This is a genomic window from Silvibacterium dinghuense, from assembly GCF_004123295.1.
Lineage (GTDB): Bacteria > Acidobacteriota > Terriglobia > Terriglobales > Acidobacteriaceae > Silvibacterium > Silvibacterium dinghuense.
In genome coordinates, this window is sequence record NZ_SDMK01000001.1 from 1,952,421 (window position 1) to 1,968,900 (window position 16,480).

Consider the following 16,480-nt stretch of genomic DNA (forward strand, 5'->3'; position numbering starts at 1 on the left):
ATGACAGTCTACTTTCGATGCTGGGAGACTACACGTTTGGATATTTCTTGCGGATGGCGACGGTGCGGTCGAGCTCATCGACAACCTGCAGGATCTTGAGGCGAAGGTCTTCATCCAGCGTGTGGTCTTTGAGATAGGTGTAGACCGCATCGCGCGCGGCTTCCGATTGCTGACCATCCATAAAAGCGTTCAGCCAGCCGACGAGGAAGAAGATCTTGCGCGTCTGTTTGATCTGCGGAAGGGCTTCGAGCGCGGGCTCCATGTATGTCGCGGTGAGGCGCGACTGGTTCCAGTAATTGAACGCGCCGAGGCTGCTCTCGATCCAATCTTCCGGCCGTTGCGGATTGTGGAGATACTCGTCGAAATACTGCTGTTTGGTAGCGGCGTCGGGATGTGCAGCGTGAGCGGCCCAGGCGAACTTCTTTCCGTCGCCTGAGGGATCGCGCTGCTCTTCGGCGGCGAGCATGGCATCGGCATGCGGATCGGCATAGGCGACGAGTGCGGTGATCATGCTCCAGCGGTCCTGCTGGCGGAGCGTGACGCCAGGCACGGTGAGCGTTCCGTTGAGCAGGCTGCGCAAGGCGCTGCGGCCTGCTTCGCTTTCGCTGAAGCCGTTGAGCGAGCGGAACCAGTCGATGCGGAGATCCTGCGCGGCATCGTGCTGCATGCGGTCGACGGCTAGCGTGGCGAACTGTGTGGTGAGCCGCGTGCGCGTGGCGTCGCCGACATAACGATGGAGCGCGGTCTGACTATGACCGAGGAGCGAGGCCGTGAGCGACTCGTCACGTTCGTTGGGCAGCGCGGCCAGTACGAGGTGTGCGTAATCGGCAGGATTATAGGTCGCAGTGCGAACAGCATCCCAAAGCGCGCCCCAGAGCAGTGTGCGCGTGAAGGGAGTCGAGATGGCGGAAGAGTTTGCATCCGCGATGTGCTGCGTGAGAAAGTCACGGCTCTGTTCGTCAAGTAGATAGAGTCCGTAACCGTGATCGTTTTCGTTCGCGAAGACATAGGCAGGACAGGCGTTGCTGCCGGTCGGGATGTCAGCAGACTGCGCAGCGAACTGCGCATGCAGATGAGCGGTGCGACCGTCGGCGTAGCCGAGGAGAACCTCCGAAGCGATGGGCCACAGCGCATCGGTACCAAGCACGTCATGCTGCGAGAGCGTGAGGCGCGCGAGTTTGCCATCTGTGCATGACCATGAAGCTTCCACCTGCGGCATACCGCGATGGCGGATCCACATGGCAGCCCAGGGCTGGAGAGATTTGCCGGAGACCTGTTCGAAGGAGCCGATAAGGTCGCTCCACTCCGCGTTGCTGTACCGGTGCGCGGCAAGATACTGCTGCAGGCCGAGCTGAAAATCATGTTCACCGAGAACATAGGCGAGCTGGCGCAAGACACCGGGGGCCTTGGAGTAGACAATCGCGCCGTAGGCGGACTTCGCGTCCTTCAGATTAGGAATGTCCTGGTAGATGGGCGTGGTGCCCTGGGTTTCGTCAATGCCGTAGGCGCCGGGCTTGATGGATTCGTAGAAGTGTTTCCAGACCTCATCGTTGGGGTGAAGCGCGGCGAGGGCGTCATAGGCCATGTACTGCGCGAAGCCTTCCTTGAGCCATAGATCGTCGAACCAGCGCATGGTGGTGAAGTCGCCGAACCACTGATGGGTGAGTTCGTGGAGGACGAGGATATCGCGGTTGCGCAGGTTGGTTGCAGTCGGCGCGGTGCGGAAGAGGACCGACTCTTCGCGCAGGAATGTGGCTCCGGCATGCTCCATGCCGCCATAAGCGAAGCCGGGGATGAGCACCATGTCGTATTTGGGGAAGGGATAGGGCTGGGCAAAATACTTGCCAAGGTAAGCAATTCCATCCGCGGCCATCTGCTGAACTTCGGGGGCTTCGCTCTGCGCGGCCTGGGCTTTTGACTTGCGGACATAGAGGCCGGGCAGACCGGGAGCGGAGTGAATCTTCTCGAAGGGTCCGGCAGCAAAAGCGAAAAGATAGGTGCTGATGGGGTGAGTTTCAGCGAAGGCGGTATCCTTCATATCGCCAACGACTTTAGTTGAGACGGCGCCGGTGTTCGAGATAACAGTCCACGCAGCGGGCGCGGTCATGGTGAGCTGAAAACGACCCTTGAGAGCCGGCTGATCGAAGCAGGGGAAGGCCATGCTCGCGTCCATGGGGACGAAGAGCGTGTAGATATACTCCGATCCGTCGTCGTGATCTTCGAAGCGGGTGATGGCTTTCTCGGCGGGCGCGGTGTTCGCGACGAAATGCAGCTCGAGGGTGTTCTCACCCGCATGCAGTTTGTCCGCGGGGAGGATGAGGTGACCGTTGCTCTCATCCGGCGTGGAGCTGGTGCCGTTGATGGTGAGTGAGGCAACTTTTCCGTCACGAAAATCAAGCAACAGTGACTGTGACGTATGGACGAGGCGAAAGCGGAGGATCTCCGTCGCTTCCGTCTGCGCGCTATGCGGAACGAGTGTGTAGTGCAGCGCATAGCGGACATCGCTGACGCGGGCGGCGCGCTCTTTGGCGAGTTCGCGCGGGATACCTGCGGGGGCTTGCGCCAAGGCTGAAGATGCAGCGGCGAGAGTCATCAGGAAGCAGGCTACGATACGCAACGGAATGTCCTCGCTTTACGGAATTTTCTATAGAGAAGATCTTGCCTTCCCACGTCTCAACCGCGAGACGTGGGGCACCCGGATCTTCGTTGTACGTGCGAACCGCAGGTTCCTCCGCTTCGTTCGCCTTTGGCTCACTCCGGTCGGAATGACAACCGCGGGAGATGGAGAGAACATCCTCGCCTTGGTTTAGCGCGGGGCTGGGGTATCGGCTTCAGCCAATGCGTAGCCGAGGACGGCCATCACGGCGGCGTTTTCGTCGAGCAGCTTCGGGTCTACCTTGTCGAAGGTGTCGGCGGCGGTGTGATGGTAGTTGAAGTAGAAGCGGCTGTCCTGAATGGGTGCGAAGCCTGGAACACCTTTCAACGCACTCACATCTTCTCCTGAGCCTCCGCTGGTGACCTGCGAAGCGCCGATGGACTCGAGGACATGAGCCACCGGCTTCAGATAGTCGGCGAGCGCGGGGCTTCCGGCAAAGCTGATGCCGGAGGCATGATCGGCGCCGAGGTCGGACTCAATGGCACCGACGTGGTTGATGAGGTCGGCGGCGTGATCCTTTGCGTAAGACTCGGCGCCTTCGCCCCCCTGCTCTTCGTCCATCCACGCGACGAAGCGGACGGTGCGCTTCGGATGAATGCCGAGTTTCTGCATGAGATGGATGGCCTGCATGGAGACGGCAATGCCCGCGCCGTCATCGATGGCGCCCGTGCCGAGATCCCAGGAGTCGAGATGACCGGAGACAATGACGACCTGCTCCGGGTGCTCGGTTCCCTTCCAGTCGGCAACGACGTCATAGCTCGGGACTGGCGGAAGGGTCTGCGGGGTGAGGACCAGGCGCATCTTTACATCGCCCTGCGCAGTGAGATTGGCCAGGAGGTCGGCATCCTCGGCAGCGACGGCAGCAGAGGGGATCTTCGGAATACCGTCGGTGTAGACGGTGGCGCCAGTGTGTGGCAGGCGGTAGTCGGCGTTGCCTACGGAGCGAACCAAGACTGCTACAGCTCCTTTCGTCGCCGCAACGCTCGGAGCCAGGGCGCGATAGGCGACAGCGTCTCCATAAGCCGAGAGACCATTGCCGACAGCGGCGAGCTGCTTATCGAAGTGCTCGTTGAAGAGGACGATGTGGCCCTGCACAGCGCTGGCCGGAAGGGCTCGGAACTGATCGAAGTTGTCGACGACGGTGACAGGCGCGGTAAGGCCGTCGGCCGGGGTCGCGACGCTGCCGCCGAGCGCAGTGAGGACAATCTTCTGCGTGGTCGCGGGCGTCATGCCGGGCCAGACAATGAGAGCACCTGTCTCCGCGCCGCGGACCCAGTGCGGAACGATGGTCTTCTGGAGCGAAACTTCGGCGCCGAGGGCGCGCATCTCTGCTGCGACATAGTCGACGGCGGCCTGCGCCTGCGGTGAGCCGGCGATGCGCGGACCGATGTTGTCTGTGAGGTGGCGCAGCTCGCGGTAGGCGTAGTCGTCACTCATGGCGGCATCGCGCAGGCGGGCCATAGTGGCGAGGTCGCCGGCAGTCCATGCTCCGTTGGGAACGGCGATCATCTGCTCAACGCGCTGCTGGGGGGTGAGATTCGTAGCAGTAGCAGCCTGCGTCTGAGCAACGGAGGAAAGACAAAGAGGCCCGCAGCCGAGCACGGCGGCGAGAGCAAGACAAGCTCTGGAGTTCATGGCGTTACGCTATCACGCTGCTGCGGGACTGGCCGTCCGGGCCCTGGGCTTTGCGGGCCCGCTCCCTCGGGTTCGTGCCTCCCACCCAAGCGGAGCTTGGATGGGGCACCCTGGTCCTCGCTGTGCGGAGAGAAACGCAAGTCCCTCCGCATCCGGCGGGGATGCCAATCTCTTGCGGGATGGGGAAACGAGGAGGCCCCGGCGATCGGAAGGATCGCCGGGGCCATACTGCAAGCAGCCTGTAAGCCGAATTCTGTCGAGGACGGCCATTCCTCTAGGCGCGCCATTACTGACGCGCTCCAGCAACCTACCCGGAGGTTTCCGCTTCTTCAGCCGCTTGCGCGACTGTTGAATAACCCGCGTTGGCGCACCGGGCCGATGCGCATCCACGGCTTTCGGGTCGAGCCGGGGATTTCCTCCCTATTTGGTCTTGCTCCATGTGGGGTTTACCATGCCGCTGCCGTTACCGTCAGCGCGGTGCGCTCTTACCGCACCTTTTCACCCTTACCCGCAGCCCTTACGGGACGCGGGCGGTATGTTCTCTGTGGCACTGGCCGTCTCGCAGCCTTGACGCTGCGATCCCGGACGTTATCCGGCACATTGCCCTGCGGAGTTCGGACTTTCCTCTCCCATCGAAGCTTGCGCCTCTCCGGCAGCGGCCGCCCGGCCTGCCTGCAGTGTCTATGATACCGCGCCTGCTTCGCGCAGGGCGAATCGCCTTCGGCACCCGCTCCCTTTGGTCGCGATCCTGCATGCTGAGAACCCACGTCTCAAAAGCGAGATGTGAAGCACCTAGGTTCGCACCTCCCCACATAAGCCAACTTCGGGCTTATATGGACCACCTTTATCTTTGTAGCGCCTGGAACCCGCAGGTTCCTCCACTCTGCTTCGCTTCGGTCGGAATGACAGAGCTGAGGGTGGAGCTACAATTTAGACATGTCCGACCGTATGTCTTTGCCGCTTTCGCAGGCCGATCCGGAGATCGCCGCCGCTATTGACCACGAGGTTCATCGCCAGCACGAAGGGCTGGAGATGATCGCCTCCGAGAATTTTGTGAGCGAGGCGGTTCTTGAAGCCGCGGGTTCGGTCTTCACCAACAAGTATGCCGAAGGCTATCCGGGACGGCGCTACTATGGCGGATGCGAGTTCGCCGACATCGTCGAAAACCTGGCGCGCGACCGCGCCAAGGAGCTCTTCGGTGCCGAGCATGCGAACGTGCAGCCGCACTCGGGCTCGCAGGCCAATGCCTCGGCCTACATGACGGTCCTGCAGCCGGGCGACACGATTCTGGGCCTCGATCTGGCGCATGGCGGCCACCTGACGCACGGCCACAAGCTGAACTTCTCAGGCAAGCTGTACAAGGTCGTCAGCTACACGGTCCGCAAGGATACGGAAGTGATCGACTACGATGAGCTCGAGTCGATCGCACTGCGCGAGAAGCCAAAGGTGATCGTAGGCGGCGGCAGCGCTTATCCGCGCATCTTTGACTTTGCACGGATGCGCGAGATCGCCGATAAGGCGGGCGCACTGCTGATGGTAGATATGGCGCACTTCGCCGGCCTGGTGGCGGGCGGAGCGCATCCTTCGCCCGTACCGCACGCGCACTTTGTCACCACAACCACGCACAAGACGCTGCGTGGTCCGCGCTCGGGACTGGTGCTGTGCAAGCAGGAATTTGCTACAGGGCTCGACCGCAGCGTATTCCCCGGCCAACAGGGTGGACCGCTGGTGCACATCATGGCGGCCAAGGCCGTGGCCTTCCGCGAGGCGCTGCAGCCGGACTTCAAAGAGTATGCCAAGCAGGTGGTCGCGAACGCGAAGGTGCTGGCCGCGACGCTGCAGTCCGAGGGGCTGCGCATCATCTCGGGCGGCACGGATACGCACCTGATGCTGGTGGATGTTTTTGAGAAGGGCATTCTGGGCAGCGAGGCCGAGGCGGCGCTGGGCGCGGCGGGCATCACGGTGAACAAGAATGCGATTCCGTATGACACCAATCCCCCGCTGAAGCCAAGCGGCATCCGCATTGGCACGCCAGCACTGACCACGCGCGGCATGAAGGAAGCCGAGATGCAGACGATCGGCAAGTGGATCGTCGCAGCACTCGAGGGACGGAACAATCCCGACGCGCTCAAGAAGATCCAGGGGCAGGTGGCCGAGCTGGCGGAGCAGTTCCCGCTGTATGGCTGGCTGCGTGAGCCGGTGGCTGTAAAGTAGCTGCCTGGACTAGCCGGCCTGGCCTTTCGCCTTCGGCTGCTGCGCGCAGGGCGACCCGCCTTCGGCCCCGCTATCGCTGGTCGCGATCTGACTATTCTGCGAACCCACGTCTCAAAATCGAGACGTGGGGCACCCGGGCTTTCTATTCCCTATACCCTGTTTTCACGATTCGTACCTCCATCCTCATTGTGCGCGGGGAACCACAGGTCCCTTCGCTGCGCTCGCCTTTGGCTCACTTCGGTCGGGATGACAAGGAGAGGATGAGGGTTCGCCTGTTGCCAGATGGAGAGTCCAGGCTCAGAATCGGTGCATGGCTCGACTGGTCTTGCGTGCTGCTGCCTTTTTCTGCCTCCTGACTCCACTTCTCGCCTCAGCACAGGTGCCGGCGGCGTTGACTGCCGATCCTGCGGCGGATGCCAAGCATCCCGCAACAATGATCTCGCTGGCCGACCTGCCCAGCCATGGAGAAAAGCTGCTGGGCGTCTTTTACCTTGCAGCGGGTGAGGGACCACATCCGACCGTCATCCTGATGCATGGCTTTCCAGGCTTCGAGCAGAACCTCGATCTGGCGCAGGCGATCCGGCGGGCAGGATGGAATGTATTGGCGGTGCACTATCGCGGGTCATGGGGCGTGAAGGGAACTTTCTCCTTCAAGAATGCGATCGAAGACGCAGACGCTGAGGTCGCCTTTGTGCGCGATCCGGCCAATGCGAAAAAGTATCGCGTGGACACTGCGAAGATTGTGCTGCTGGGGCACAGCATGGGCGGCTTCATGGTGGCCTCAGCAGCAGCACACGATACGAAAGTAGCCGGGATGGGCATGATCTCGGCGTGGAATATCGGTGCGAGCTTTCCTCCGGCGAGCGAAAACTCTTCCCAGCGGGCTGCGGACGAGGCGGCAAAGAAGGAGCTGATCGACCAGTTCACAGACGACAACGACGGCGCGCCACTGGCCGGCTGCACGGTCGAAGGACTGGTCGAAGAGGCCTACGAACATCGCGCGGAGTGGAACTTCAATGATTACGCACCACAACTGGCCTCCCGGCCGGTGCTGGTCGTGACGTCGGACGACGGACTGGCGCCAATGGACGGCACCTTTGCCACTGCCCTGAAAAAAGCCGGCAATGAGCGGGTCACCGAGGCACATTTTCCGACAGACCATTCCTATTCCGATCAGCGGCTGGCGCTGACGACGGTCGTACTGAACTGGCTGGCCACGATCTAATAGTTGCTGCGGGACTGGCCGTCCAGGCCTTTCGCCTTCGGCCTCCGCTCCCTTTGGTCGCGATGAGAGTTCTGCCGGCTGGGCGCTATCGGTTTTTGGGGTTCGATTCGAGGGCGAGGAGCTTCTGCTTGCGTTCGACACCCCAGCGATAGCCGGTGAGCTTGCCGTCTGAGCCGATGACGCGGTGGCAAGGGATGACGACAGCGACCGGGTTCGAGGCGCAGGCGCGGGCTACGGCACGGGCGGCAGTGGGCTGACCGAGATCGCGGGCAAGCTGGGCGTAGGTGCGGGTTTCGCCGCGAGGGATGCGGCGGAGAGCTGTCCAGACACGCATCTGGAAGGCCGTGGCGCGGAGATCGAGCGGCAGGTCAAGGGCAACGGGGTGCTCGGTGAGGTGGGTAAGCACCTGGGCGAGCATCGGCGCGAGATCGGGCTGGGTGGCGATCTCTGCGGCAGAGGACTGGGTGTGCAGGCGGACGAGGAGCTCATCGTCCGTGGTGCCGAGGATCACGGCACAGAGACCACGCGAGGTCGCAGCGATCAGCAGGCGACCGAGAGGCGAATCGCCTATGGCATAGCCGATCTGCTGGCCCTGGCCGCGGCGGCGATAGTCGGCGGGCCTCATGCCGAGGGCGGCATTTTCATACATGCGGGAAGGGCCGGAGTATCCAGCATCATAGATGGCGTCGGTGATGCGAGAGACAGGGTTATTGAGCTGGTGGCGCAGGGCGGCAGTACGGCTTTGAGCCTGGAACTGCGCAGGGCTAAGGCCCAGGACACGGCGAAAGAGCCGCTGCGTTGCGAGTGGTGAAAGACCGACGAGAGCAGCCAGCTCGGCGAGCGGTACCGGACGGTCGAGATGGCGGCGCAGATGCGCGCAAAGGGTCTCGACACGCTGGGCGTCCGTGTGGACCCCAGCAGGCGTACAGCGGTAGCAGGGGCGGTATCCGGCGGCAAAGGCAGAGACGAGATCGGAGAAGAACTCGACATTGGCACGTGCAGGCCGTCGACTGGGGCAGGACGGACGGCAGACGATGCCGGTGGTACGCACTGCATAGAAGAGCCGGCCGTCGGCACGGGCATCGCGGGCAGAGACAAGCTGCCAGGCCTGGTCCGGATCGAGTGTGCCGGCCATCGATTCTTCCGGGATCAATTCTTCTGGCATGGATGCCTGTGTCGATACCTGGGTCATGTCGGTCTGCGGCATGGGAAGGTTAGGAAAAACGCGGGCGAATGCTGTCATGGTAGTGCTCCTGAAATGCCTCGGTCCAATCCTCTGGTCCGGTCACCATTCCATGTTGACAGTGGCCCGATTTCCGCACACTCCGAATCCTGCCGTGGAATTTTTATGGAAGTAGCTTGCTGTAAGCTTTTTGTTTTCTGTGGTCAAAGCAAGCGGAGCTGTTCGCGCTTCGGCAACCTTCCGGGACGGGAAGTCCATCCCAATCCATGGCAGGAGGTATATGTCGCATGACAGAAACCAGAAAAACCCCGACCGCCGTTCCTAAGACTCGAAGCCCTCTGGAAGAGCACGAGCGCCGGAACGAGGGCGGACGGGAATTCGGTCACGTGCATCAGCCAACCCAGGCCCAGCAGGCCAGCCGGAACGAAGGACTGGCCGATCCACAGGCAGGTAAACCACCGGGCAACCAGCTCAAGAAGGCCCGTGAGGGCGAAACCCGGACGGCGTGAGGCCGTCTGGAACGAGAGATCAAAAGGGGCTGCGCCATGCAGCCCCTTTTGCATGTTGGACATGGGGTGTATCTGTTATCGGCCTGCGATTCTGCCCCAGGTATGGGGCGATATGGACAGGCAATGAAGCAAGCATGACAAGTAAGCCATCTTCCGGTAGAGGCGTTGCCTTTCCTTTATGCAAGAGAGGAGCAGATCGCGAAGGCAGAAACTTCTCGCTACGGGCCGGTTTCCATGAACTACGCGTGGCGCGGGCTGTATCGGGAAAGATGCACGAAGACCAAGAGGAAAACCGGGAGCCTGTTGCGGCGCAGCAGAAATGAGTCAAGCAGCCAGAAGATAGTATGGCCAGACACAAACGATTCTGCATCGTAGAAAGCGGTAAGCACGATATGGAGAAAACCCACATGAGCAAGACAGAAAAAGATCTGCGGCAGACGGCATCGAGAGCATGCCTGATGGGATTGGGGCTGGCGCTGGTATTCGGCGCGGCCGGATGCAAGAGCAACCCTTCCACCGATCAGACAGCCCAGACCACGGCAACGACCCCGGATGCGAGCCAGGCAACAGCGGATACCAGCGATCCGGCGGCGCAGGCAAACCTCGCTCCGGCAGTGAATACGGCACAGGCGACAAGCAGCAGCCCATCCTATCCGAGCACCAGTTCTTCGGCATCAAGCACGCAGGAGACGGCGCCTCCACCGCCGGCGGATGAGACCGCCAGCTCCAGCGCGAGCACAGGCTCATACGCCACCGCGCCGAGTGAGGATGCCTATGACTATGAGGCTCCGCAGACCGATGTGGCCCAGCCGGTAGCCTACGCGCCGGAACCGCCGCCGGCGCTGCCGGTGTACGAACAGCCTCCCTGCCCGGGCGATAACTACATGTGGACGCCTGGCTACTGGGGCTACGCCCCGACCGGCTACTACTGGGTGCCAGGCGTCTGGGTGATGGCTCCGTATCTTGGAGCGCTGTGGACACCGGGGTACTGGGGCTTCTACCAGGGCCGGTATGGATGGCACGGCGGCTACTGGGGTCCGCACATCGGCTTCTATGGCGGGGTGAACTACGGGCACGGCTATGGCGGCATGGGCTACGAAGGCGGGTACTGGCATAACAATAACTTCCTGTACAACCGCTCGGTGACGCAGGTGAATACGACGATCATCCGCAACACCTATGTGCACAACGTGACGATCATCAACAACAACTCGCGCGTGAGCTACAACGGCGGCAATGGCGGCCTGCAGGCGCGGCCATCGGCAGCAGAGAACATGGCTTTCCGCGAGCAGCACATGGGGCCTGTAGCGGCACAGACGAACCACGTGCAGCAGGCGGCGGCAAACCGGCAGAACTTCGCCTCGGTCAACCACGGGCGGCCTGCGATGCTGGCTTCGGCGCAGCCACTGGCGACGAACTACCGCACACCGGCGGCAACCCCCGTGGCAGTGCAACGACAGGTAAGCCAGGAGCAGGCACGGCGTGCGGCAGTGGTCAACCGTCCAGCGGAAAACCGCGCAGTCGCACCGGCAGCTCGGACGAATGAAGCCGCGCGGCCAGCCCAGCAACAGTTGCAGCAACGCGAACAGCAGCAGGCTCAGCAGCGTGAACAACAGCAACAACGCCAACAGCAGCAGACTCAACAGCGCGAGCAGCAACAGCAACGTCAGCAGCAGCAGGCTCAGCAGCGTGAACAGCAGCAACAACGCCAAGAGCAACAGACCCAGCAGCGTGAGCAGCAGCAACGCCAACAGCAGCAGGCTCAGCAACGCGAGCAGCAACAGCAGCATCAAGCCCAACAGCGTGAACAGCAGCAGCGCGAGCAACAGCAACGCCAGCGGCCAGAGGAACATCCGCAGGCGGATGACCACCGTCCGAACCGCTAAATGCACTTGAGCAGCAAGGAAATGGAGAGCCCCCGGGCTCTCCATTTTTTGTTTGCAGCATGGCTACCCGGCGAGAAGCAAAGTCAGGGTGTATCGACGTATAGCCGTATTGGCATAACAGGGGTTAGTCCAATGTGATCATTCCGATCGAAGCGGAGGAAGCTGCGGTTTGCACCTGTTATGGCCTTTTCTTGCGGAAAAGGACACGGAAGGATCATGGCCCCGGAACAGCTGCCCGGATCCTGCTTTAGCGCTGGCGTAGGGCTACTGTGGTGAAAACAATCGAGTTCGCAATTTCGTTTGACAGCGTTTCCATCTTCGTTTTAGCATCCCCGCGATTTTTTTATTACAGCTTGGCCCGCACGGAAATATCCGCGAGGCCCACAGCATCATCACGCATTGTCGACCTGGATGTATCCGTTTTCACAGGAGGATATTGATGCGAAACAGAGTCCATACTTCGGTTCCATGGTTGCTGTTCCTTCTATTTTTCCTTGCCGGCGCGGTCATGCCGGCAAAGGCGCAGGATACCAACGCTTCTCTCACCGGATCGGTTACGGACTCCAGCGGCTCGGCGATTCCGGGGGTGAGCCTGACGCTCACCAACACGAGTACGCACTTCAAAGTTACGATTACCAGCGGCCAGGACGGCCAATATACTTTCGCCAATATCTCGCCGGGCATTTACAGCCTGCAGGCCTCGGCGAAGGGCTTCAAGTCGGTGACGCAGACCGGTATCGAACTGGCGGCCACGCAACAGGGGCGCGTGAATGTGCAGCTTCCGGTCGGCAATGTGCAGCAGGAAGTGACGGTCACAGCAGAGGCATCGCAGATCAACTTTGTCGATCCGACGATCGGCGGCGGCATCGCTCCGGAGACACTGCAGGATTTTCCGCTGACAGTTTCCGGCGCGCCGCGGTCCTCGGTTTCGGTTGCGGACATGCTGCCCGGCGTAAGCACGGGCGCCAGCGGCAACGCCTATAACACCCGCATCAATGGCGGCCTGGTCAGCGGCGACGAGGCCGTGGTCGACGGCGCCACCGCGATGGAAGGCTACATGAACCAGAGCGGCATGGTCAGCCTCGAAACCGACTTTGGCATGTCGCCGGATATTACGAGCGAAGTGCACGTGCTGACGGCCAACTACGACGCACAGTATGGGAATACAACCTCGGGACAGCTGATCATCTCCACGCGCTCGGGCGGGGACAAGTTCCACGGCGCGGCGTATGAGTATCTGCGCAACGATGCCTTGAATGCGCGGCAGTGGGGCCTGCCTATCAGCTCAGCCAAGCCGGAGGATAAAGAGAACGATTTCGGCGCGAACATTGGCGGACCGATTCTGATTCCGAAGCTGCATGGCGCATCTTCGCTGGTGAAAGGCTATTTCTACTTCAACTACGAAGGCTTCAAAGAAGCAGGCGGCGCGAACTCTTCGACCCTGTCGATTCCTTCTCTCGCCGACCGCTCGGGCAACTTCAGCGGCGCAGGCAGCCAGCTTTATTATCCCGATGACGCGACGAAGTATGGCGCGGACGCGGGACAGCCGATCGCATACGGCGGCGTCACCAACCAGATCAACCCGGCGTATGAGGATCCGGTGGCAGCAGCGTGGATGGCGGCTCTGCCTACGCCGACGAACAGCGGGGAGTTGAACAACTACTTCATTCCGAAAGCCGGCCAGGGCTCGCTTACCGCGAGCGAGAATGTCTACTTCGGTCGTGTCGATATGAACGTCGGACCGAACGATCATTTTTACTGGACCACGTGGTGGCAGCGTACCGGCACGAACACGCAGACCAATCTGCCGGTAGCCGTCTCTACGGCTTCGCCTGCCGATCCTGAGAATGCGAACATCCAGCGCTTCAACTGGGAGCACAACTTCTCGGGCAACATGACCAACCATGCGACGCTCGGCTATCTGAACCGCAACGAGTCGTACTATGCGTTGAACGGTCATGCGGATCTGCCTACCGTTCCCGGAGTCGCCAATACCGCGTATCTGCCGGAGATGAGCTTTGGCGGCGGGTATACGCAGCTGGGCAACTCGGATCTCCCCGACCCGGGACAAGCCAAGACGACACGCGGCACCTGGGCCTTCAACGATGTGTTCACGCGCATCATGGGAAGCCACACGCTGAACGCGGGCTTCGAATGGAGGCTGGCCGGCACGTCGATCCACCTGGGCACCAACCAGGGCGGCACCTTTACCTTCGATCCCGACGCGACAGGCAACCAGGGCTGCTCCTCTACTGCTTCCTGCCCCGGCGATGCCGCGGCTTCGTTCTACCTGGGCGCGGCTTCCGCGGCCAGCGTCAACTATTACAACGTGCTGGCGGAGTATCCCCGCCAGGATGCCTGGGCCATCCACGTGGGCGACAGCTGGCGCATTATCCCCAAGCTGACGCTCGATTACAGTCTGCGTTGGGACTACATTCAGCCCTTCCGCGAGAAATACAACCATCTATCTTTCATCGATCCCTCCGGCGCGAATCCGGGCGCCGTTACCTCCAGCGGTTCGGAGCTCGCCGGGCGCCTGGCCTTTGCGGGGGATAAGTACGGCGATGCCAGTTACGGCAAGCAGTATCCGGAAATCCCCTTCAAGAAGGGCTTTGCCCCACGCCTTGGCTTCGCCTACTCGCTGGACGATAAGACGGTGATTCGTGCCGGTTACGGTATCTATTTCGGCCAGGCCTTCTACCCCAACTGGGGCGGCGGCATGGGTCTGGATGGATTCAACAAGAATGTGACGCTGAATGAATCGTCGGTCGGCAACCTGAAGACCCCGGCGCTTTATCTGACCAGCGGCGTGAGCGCTTCGCAGGTGGGGGAGACGGAGAACATCTCCTCGAGCTTCGACAACGGGCAGACGCCTTCACTCTACCGGCCTCTCGACGGCAACCATCGCCCTTACTCCTCGCAGTGGAACCTGACGGTGGAGCGCCAGCTGCCGAAGAACTTCAGCACGCGTATCTCGTATGTGGGAACACAGGGCACGCATCTGCCTTCGCTGCTGAATCCGCTCAATATTCTCAACCCGTACAACACGACGATCAGCTCCATGGGATCGGACCTGGCGACCAGCTATAACTCTACCGATGGCCCGGCTGTCTTCGCTGCTCATGGCGTCAGCGTTCCTTACGAGAACTGGCAGACGCAGATGACGAGCTGCACACCGACGCTGGCGCAGGCTCTTCTGCCCTTCCCGCAGTATTGCGGCACGCTGCAGGGACTGAACGAAGGCCATGCGACCTCTTCCTATCATTCGCTGCAGGTCGAGGTCGATCACCAGGCAAAGAACGGGTTGTTCGTACTCGGCTCCTTCACCTACTCCAAGCTGATGACGAACGCGACCGACTCGACGCAGTCGGCCAGCGCGAGCGGCCTGGGCAATAACGGCGATTTCTCCCCCTACAACCCGAACACGCGCGATTACTCGCTGGCGCCAGACAATGTGCCGATCACTGCGCAGATTTCGCTGGTCTACGATCTGCCGTTCGGCAAGAACAAGCGGTTCCTCAGCTCCGGCGGCCCGTTGAATGTGCTTGTCGGCGGATGGCAGGTCAGTCCGCTTTATCACTACGAGTACGGGACACCGCTGTGGTTCTCCTCTTCGTCCTGCACCACGAGCAGCCTTGTTCCGGAGTTCCGGCAATCCTGCATCCCAGGTCATCTGCCCGGCGTGAAGCCCTATGTCCACGGGCGCAACGGCTATAACCCGCATACGGACGGCAACTACCTGAATGCTGCGGCCTTCGAATCGAACTTTACCCAGTTCGGCTACACAGGCTTCGGCAGCGCGGTATCGAACATCTACGGCTCAGCCTTCCAGGATACGGACGTGGCCTTCACCAAGAACACGAGGATCACCGAACGGATGAACTTCAAATTCATGGCGAACTTCTTCAACGCATTCAACAACCACTACTTTATTTCGACGGGGAATGGTCCTTCGCTTCCGTTTGTGACGGATGTAGCCGCAACCGGCAACTCCTTCGGCACGTGGAACGGCACGGTCAGCAATCCTCGTACGATTCAATTCGCAGGACGCATCGAGTTCTAACCATCGATGCATTGTGAACAGAAGGCCGCCCGCGCTCAAGCCCAAGGCGGCCTTCTCTTTTGCAACACAGGAAGCATTCGCTCAGGGAGCGGCAGGAGTACGGCTGGGAGTATTGTGCAGTTGCGTGTAAATCCGGACTTCGCGCCGGGAGAGATCGTCCTGTCCCAGCCTGTGGTAGAGGCGCGCCAGCGCGAAGTGCGGTTCTGCATAGTGAGCATCGAGCAGGGCAGCCTGCTTGTATTCGTCGACGGCGGCCTGCGGCTTGCCCATGCCGTCGAGAACGTTGCCGAGCTGAAAGTGCGTGGGGGCCAGCTTCGCATCGAGACGGATCGCTTCACGCAGATGCTTTTCAGCTCCCGTGAAATCGCCCTCTGCCTGCAGCATGGCGGCGAGGTTGATATGAGGCCAGGGGGAAGGATGCTTCGCATGACTGTCCAGCGAGATTGCCGTCTCGAAGTTCCGCACGGCGGCGGCATCCTGGTTGAGATAAGAGAAGCAGAGCCCGAGGTTGTCGTAGGCTCGCGCCATGCCGGGATCGAGCTGGATCGCATGCTGAAAATGTTCGATCGCAGAAGCATAGGCCTGCCTGTCGTAATCGATACGGCCAAGCCAGTAGGGATAGAGCGCATTCTTCGGATCGACGGCAACGAGCTGCTGCAGCTGCCGCGAGGCCCAGTCCCGCTGTCCCATGCCGACATAGGCCATGGCAAGCGAGAACTGCAAGGGCTGCGGCAACGGCTTGATCGCCTCGGCCTTCTTCCATGCAATGGCGGCGTTGCGATCGTCGTGGTCCAGAAAATAAACGCCGGCGATGGTGAGCAGAAGGCTGTATCGATACGAGGGCTGTTGCGCCGACTGAATCTCCGGCAGCAGAAGGCTCTCCGCGCCGCGATAGTCCTGCGCATCGAGCGCGCGCTGCAACGCTTGCGCCTTATCCGGAGAGAGCCCGGAAGTACCGATTCCGGCGATGCCCGGCTGCGCTTCTTCTTCCACGGCCTGAGCCAGGCCACGATAACCCGGACACAGCGCGGCGAGCGCGATCAGAAGAGCCGCAGTGTGACGCCACTCCGCCATAGGCTGAGTTTATTATGGCCGCGAGAGACGACCAG

The 16,480-nt window shown here is 61.2% G+C and carries 9 protein-coding genes and 1 other RNA gene; 5 read left to right on the forward strand and 5 right to left on the reverse strand.

The features are described from left to right. Positions 1-28: 28 nt before the first annotated feature. The 3 genes from ESZ00_RS07630 to rnpB all read right to left on the reverse strand — a co-directional run bounded on the left by ESZ00_RS07630 (position 29) and on the right by rnpB (position 4,966). Positions 29-2,566, reverse strand: a complete 2,538-nt coding sequence (locus ESZ00_RS07630; RefSeq protein WP_229741022.1) for a M1 family metallopeptidase — start codon at positions 2,564-2,566, stop codon at positions 29-31. A 240-nt stretch (positions 2,567-2,806) separates the two neighbouring features. Then, positions 2,807-4,291 carry a M20/M25/M40 family metallo-hydrolase gene (locus tag ESZ00_RS07635; protein ID WP_129207509.1) on the reverse strand — a complete coding sequence of 495 codons (1,485 nt, stop codon included), beginning with the start codon at positions 4,289-4,291 and terminating at the stop codon, positions 2,807-2,809. A gap of 227 nt (positions 4,292-4,518) precedes the next feature. Then, an RNA gene (rnpB, locus tag ESZ00_RS07640) (RNase P RNA component class A) lies at positions 4,519-4,966 on the reverse strand. Positions 4,967-5,227: 261 nt separating this feature from the next. Between rnpB and ESZ00_RS07645 the strand changes: the two genes are divergently transcribed. Both ESZ00_RS07645 and ESZ00_RS07650 read left to right on the forward strand, forming a co-directional pair. Beyond that, positions 5,228-6,505: a serine hydroxymethyltransferase gene (locus ESZ00_RS07645; RefSeq protein WP_129207510.1), complete on the forward strand. Its 1,278-nt coding sequence runs from the start codon at positions 5,228-5,230 to the stop codon at positions 6,503-6,505. A 310-nt stretch (positions 6,506-6,815) separates the two neighbouring features. Beyond that, complete coding sequence (locus ESZ00_RS07650; protein ID WP_129207511.1) at positions 6,816-7,730, forward strand: alpha/beta hydrolase family protein; 915 nt, start codon at positions 6,816-6,818, stop codon at positions 7,728-7,730. 85 nt (positions 7,731-7,815) lie between these two features. Here the strand turns inward: ESZ00_RS07650 and ada are convergent, their stop codons facing one another. Then, positions 7,816-8,973: a bifunctional DNA-binding transcriptional regulator/O6-methylguanine-DNA methyltransferase Ada gene (ada, locus tag ESZ00_RS07655; RefSeq protein ID WP_229741023.1), complete on the reverse strand. Its 1,158-nt coding sequence runs from the start codon at positions 8,971-8,973 to the stop codon at positions 7,816-7,818. Between the two features lie 227 nt (positions 8,974-9,200). Here ada and ESZ00_RS07660 point away from each other — a divergent pair, with 227 nt between their 5' ends. The 3 genes from ESZ00_RS07660 (at position 9,201) to ESZ00_RS07670 (ending at position 15,371) form a co-directional block, all read left to right on the forward strand. Next, positions 9,201-9,422, forward strand: coding sequence for a hypothetical protein (locus ESZ00_RS07660; protein ID WP_129207512.1), 222 nt, complete (start codon positions 9,201-9,203; stop codon positions 9,420-9,422). Between the two features lie 407 nt (positions 9,423-9,829). Next, on the forward strand, positions 9,830-11,308 hold the full coding sequence (locus tag ESZ00_RS07665; protein ID WP_229741024.1) for a YXWGXW repeat-containing protein: 1,479 nt from the start codon (positions 9,830-9,832) through the stop codon (positions 11,306-11,308). Between the two features lie 439 nt (positions 11,309-11,747). Continuing rightward, entirely contained in the window at positions 11,748-15,371 is a 3,624-nt protein-coding gene (locus ESZ00_RS07670; RefSeq protein ID WP_129207514.1) for a carboxypeptidase-like regulatory domain-containing protein, read from the forward strand. An 81-nt stretch (positions 15,372-15,452) separates the two neighbouring features. Here ESZ00_RS07670 and ESZ00_RS20045 read toward each other — a convergent pair whose 3' ends face one another. After that, positions 15,453-16,445, reverse strand: coding sequence for a tetratricopeptide repeat protein (locus ESZ00_RS20045; RefSeq protein WP_164981390.1), 993 nt, complete (start codon positions 16,443-16,445; stop codon positions 15,453-15,455). Positions 16,446-16,480: the final 35 nt, after the last annotated feature.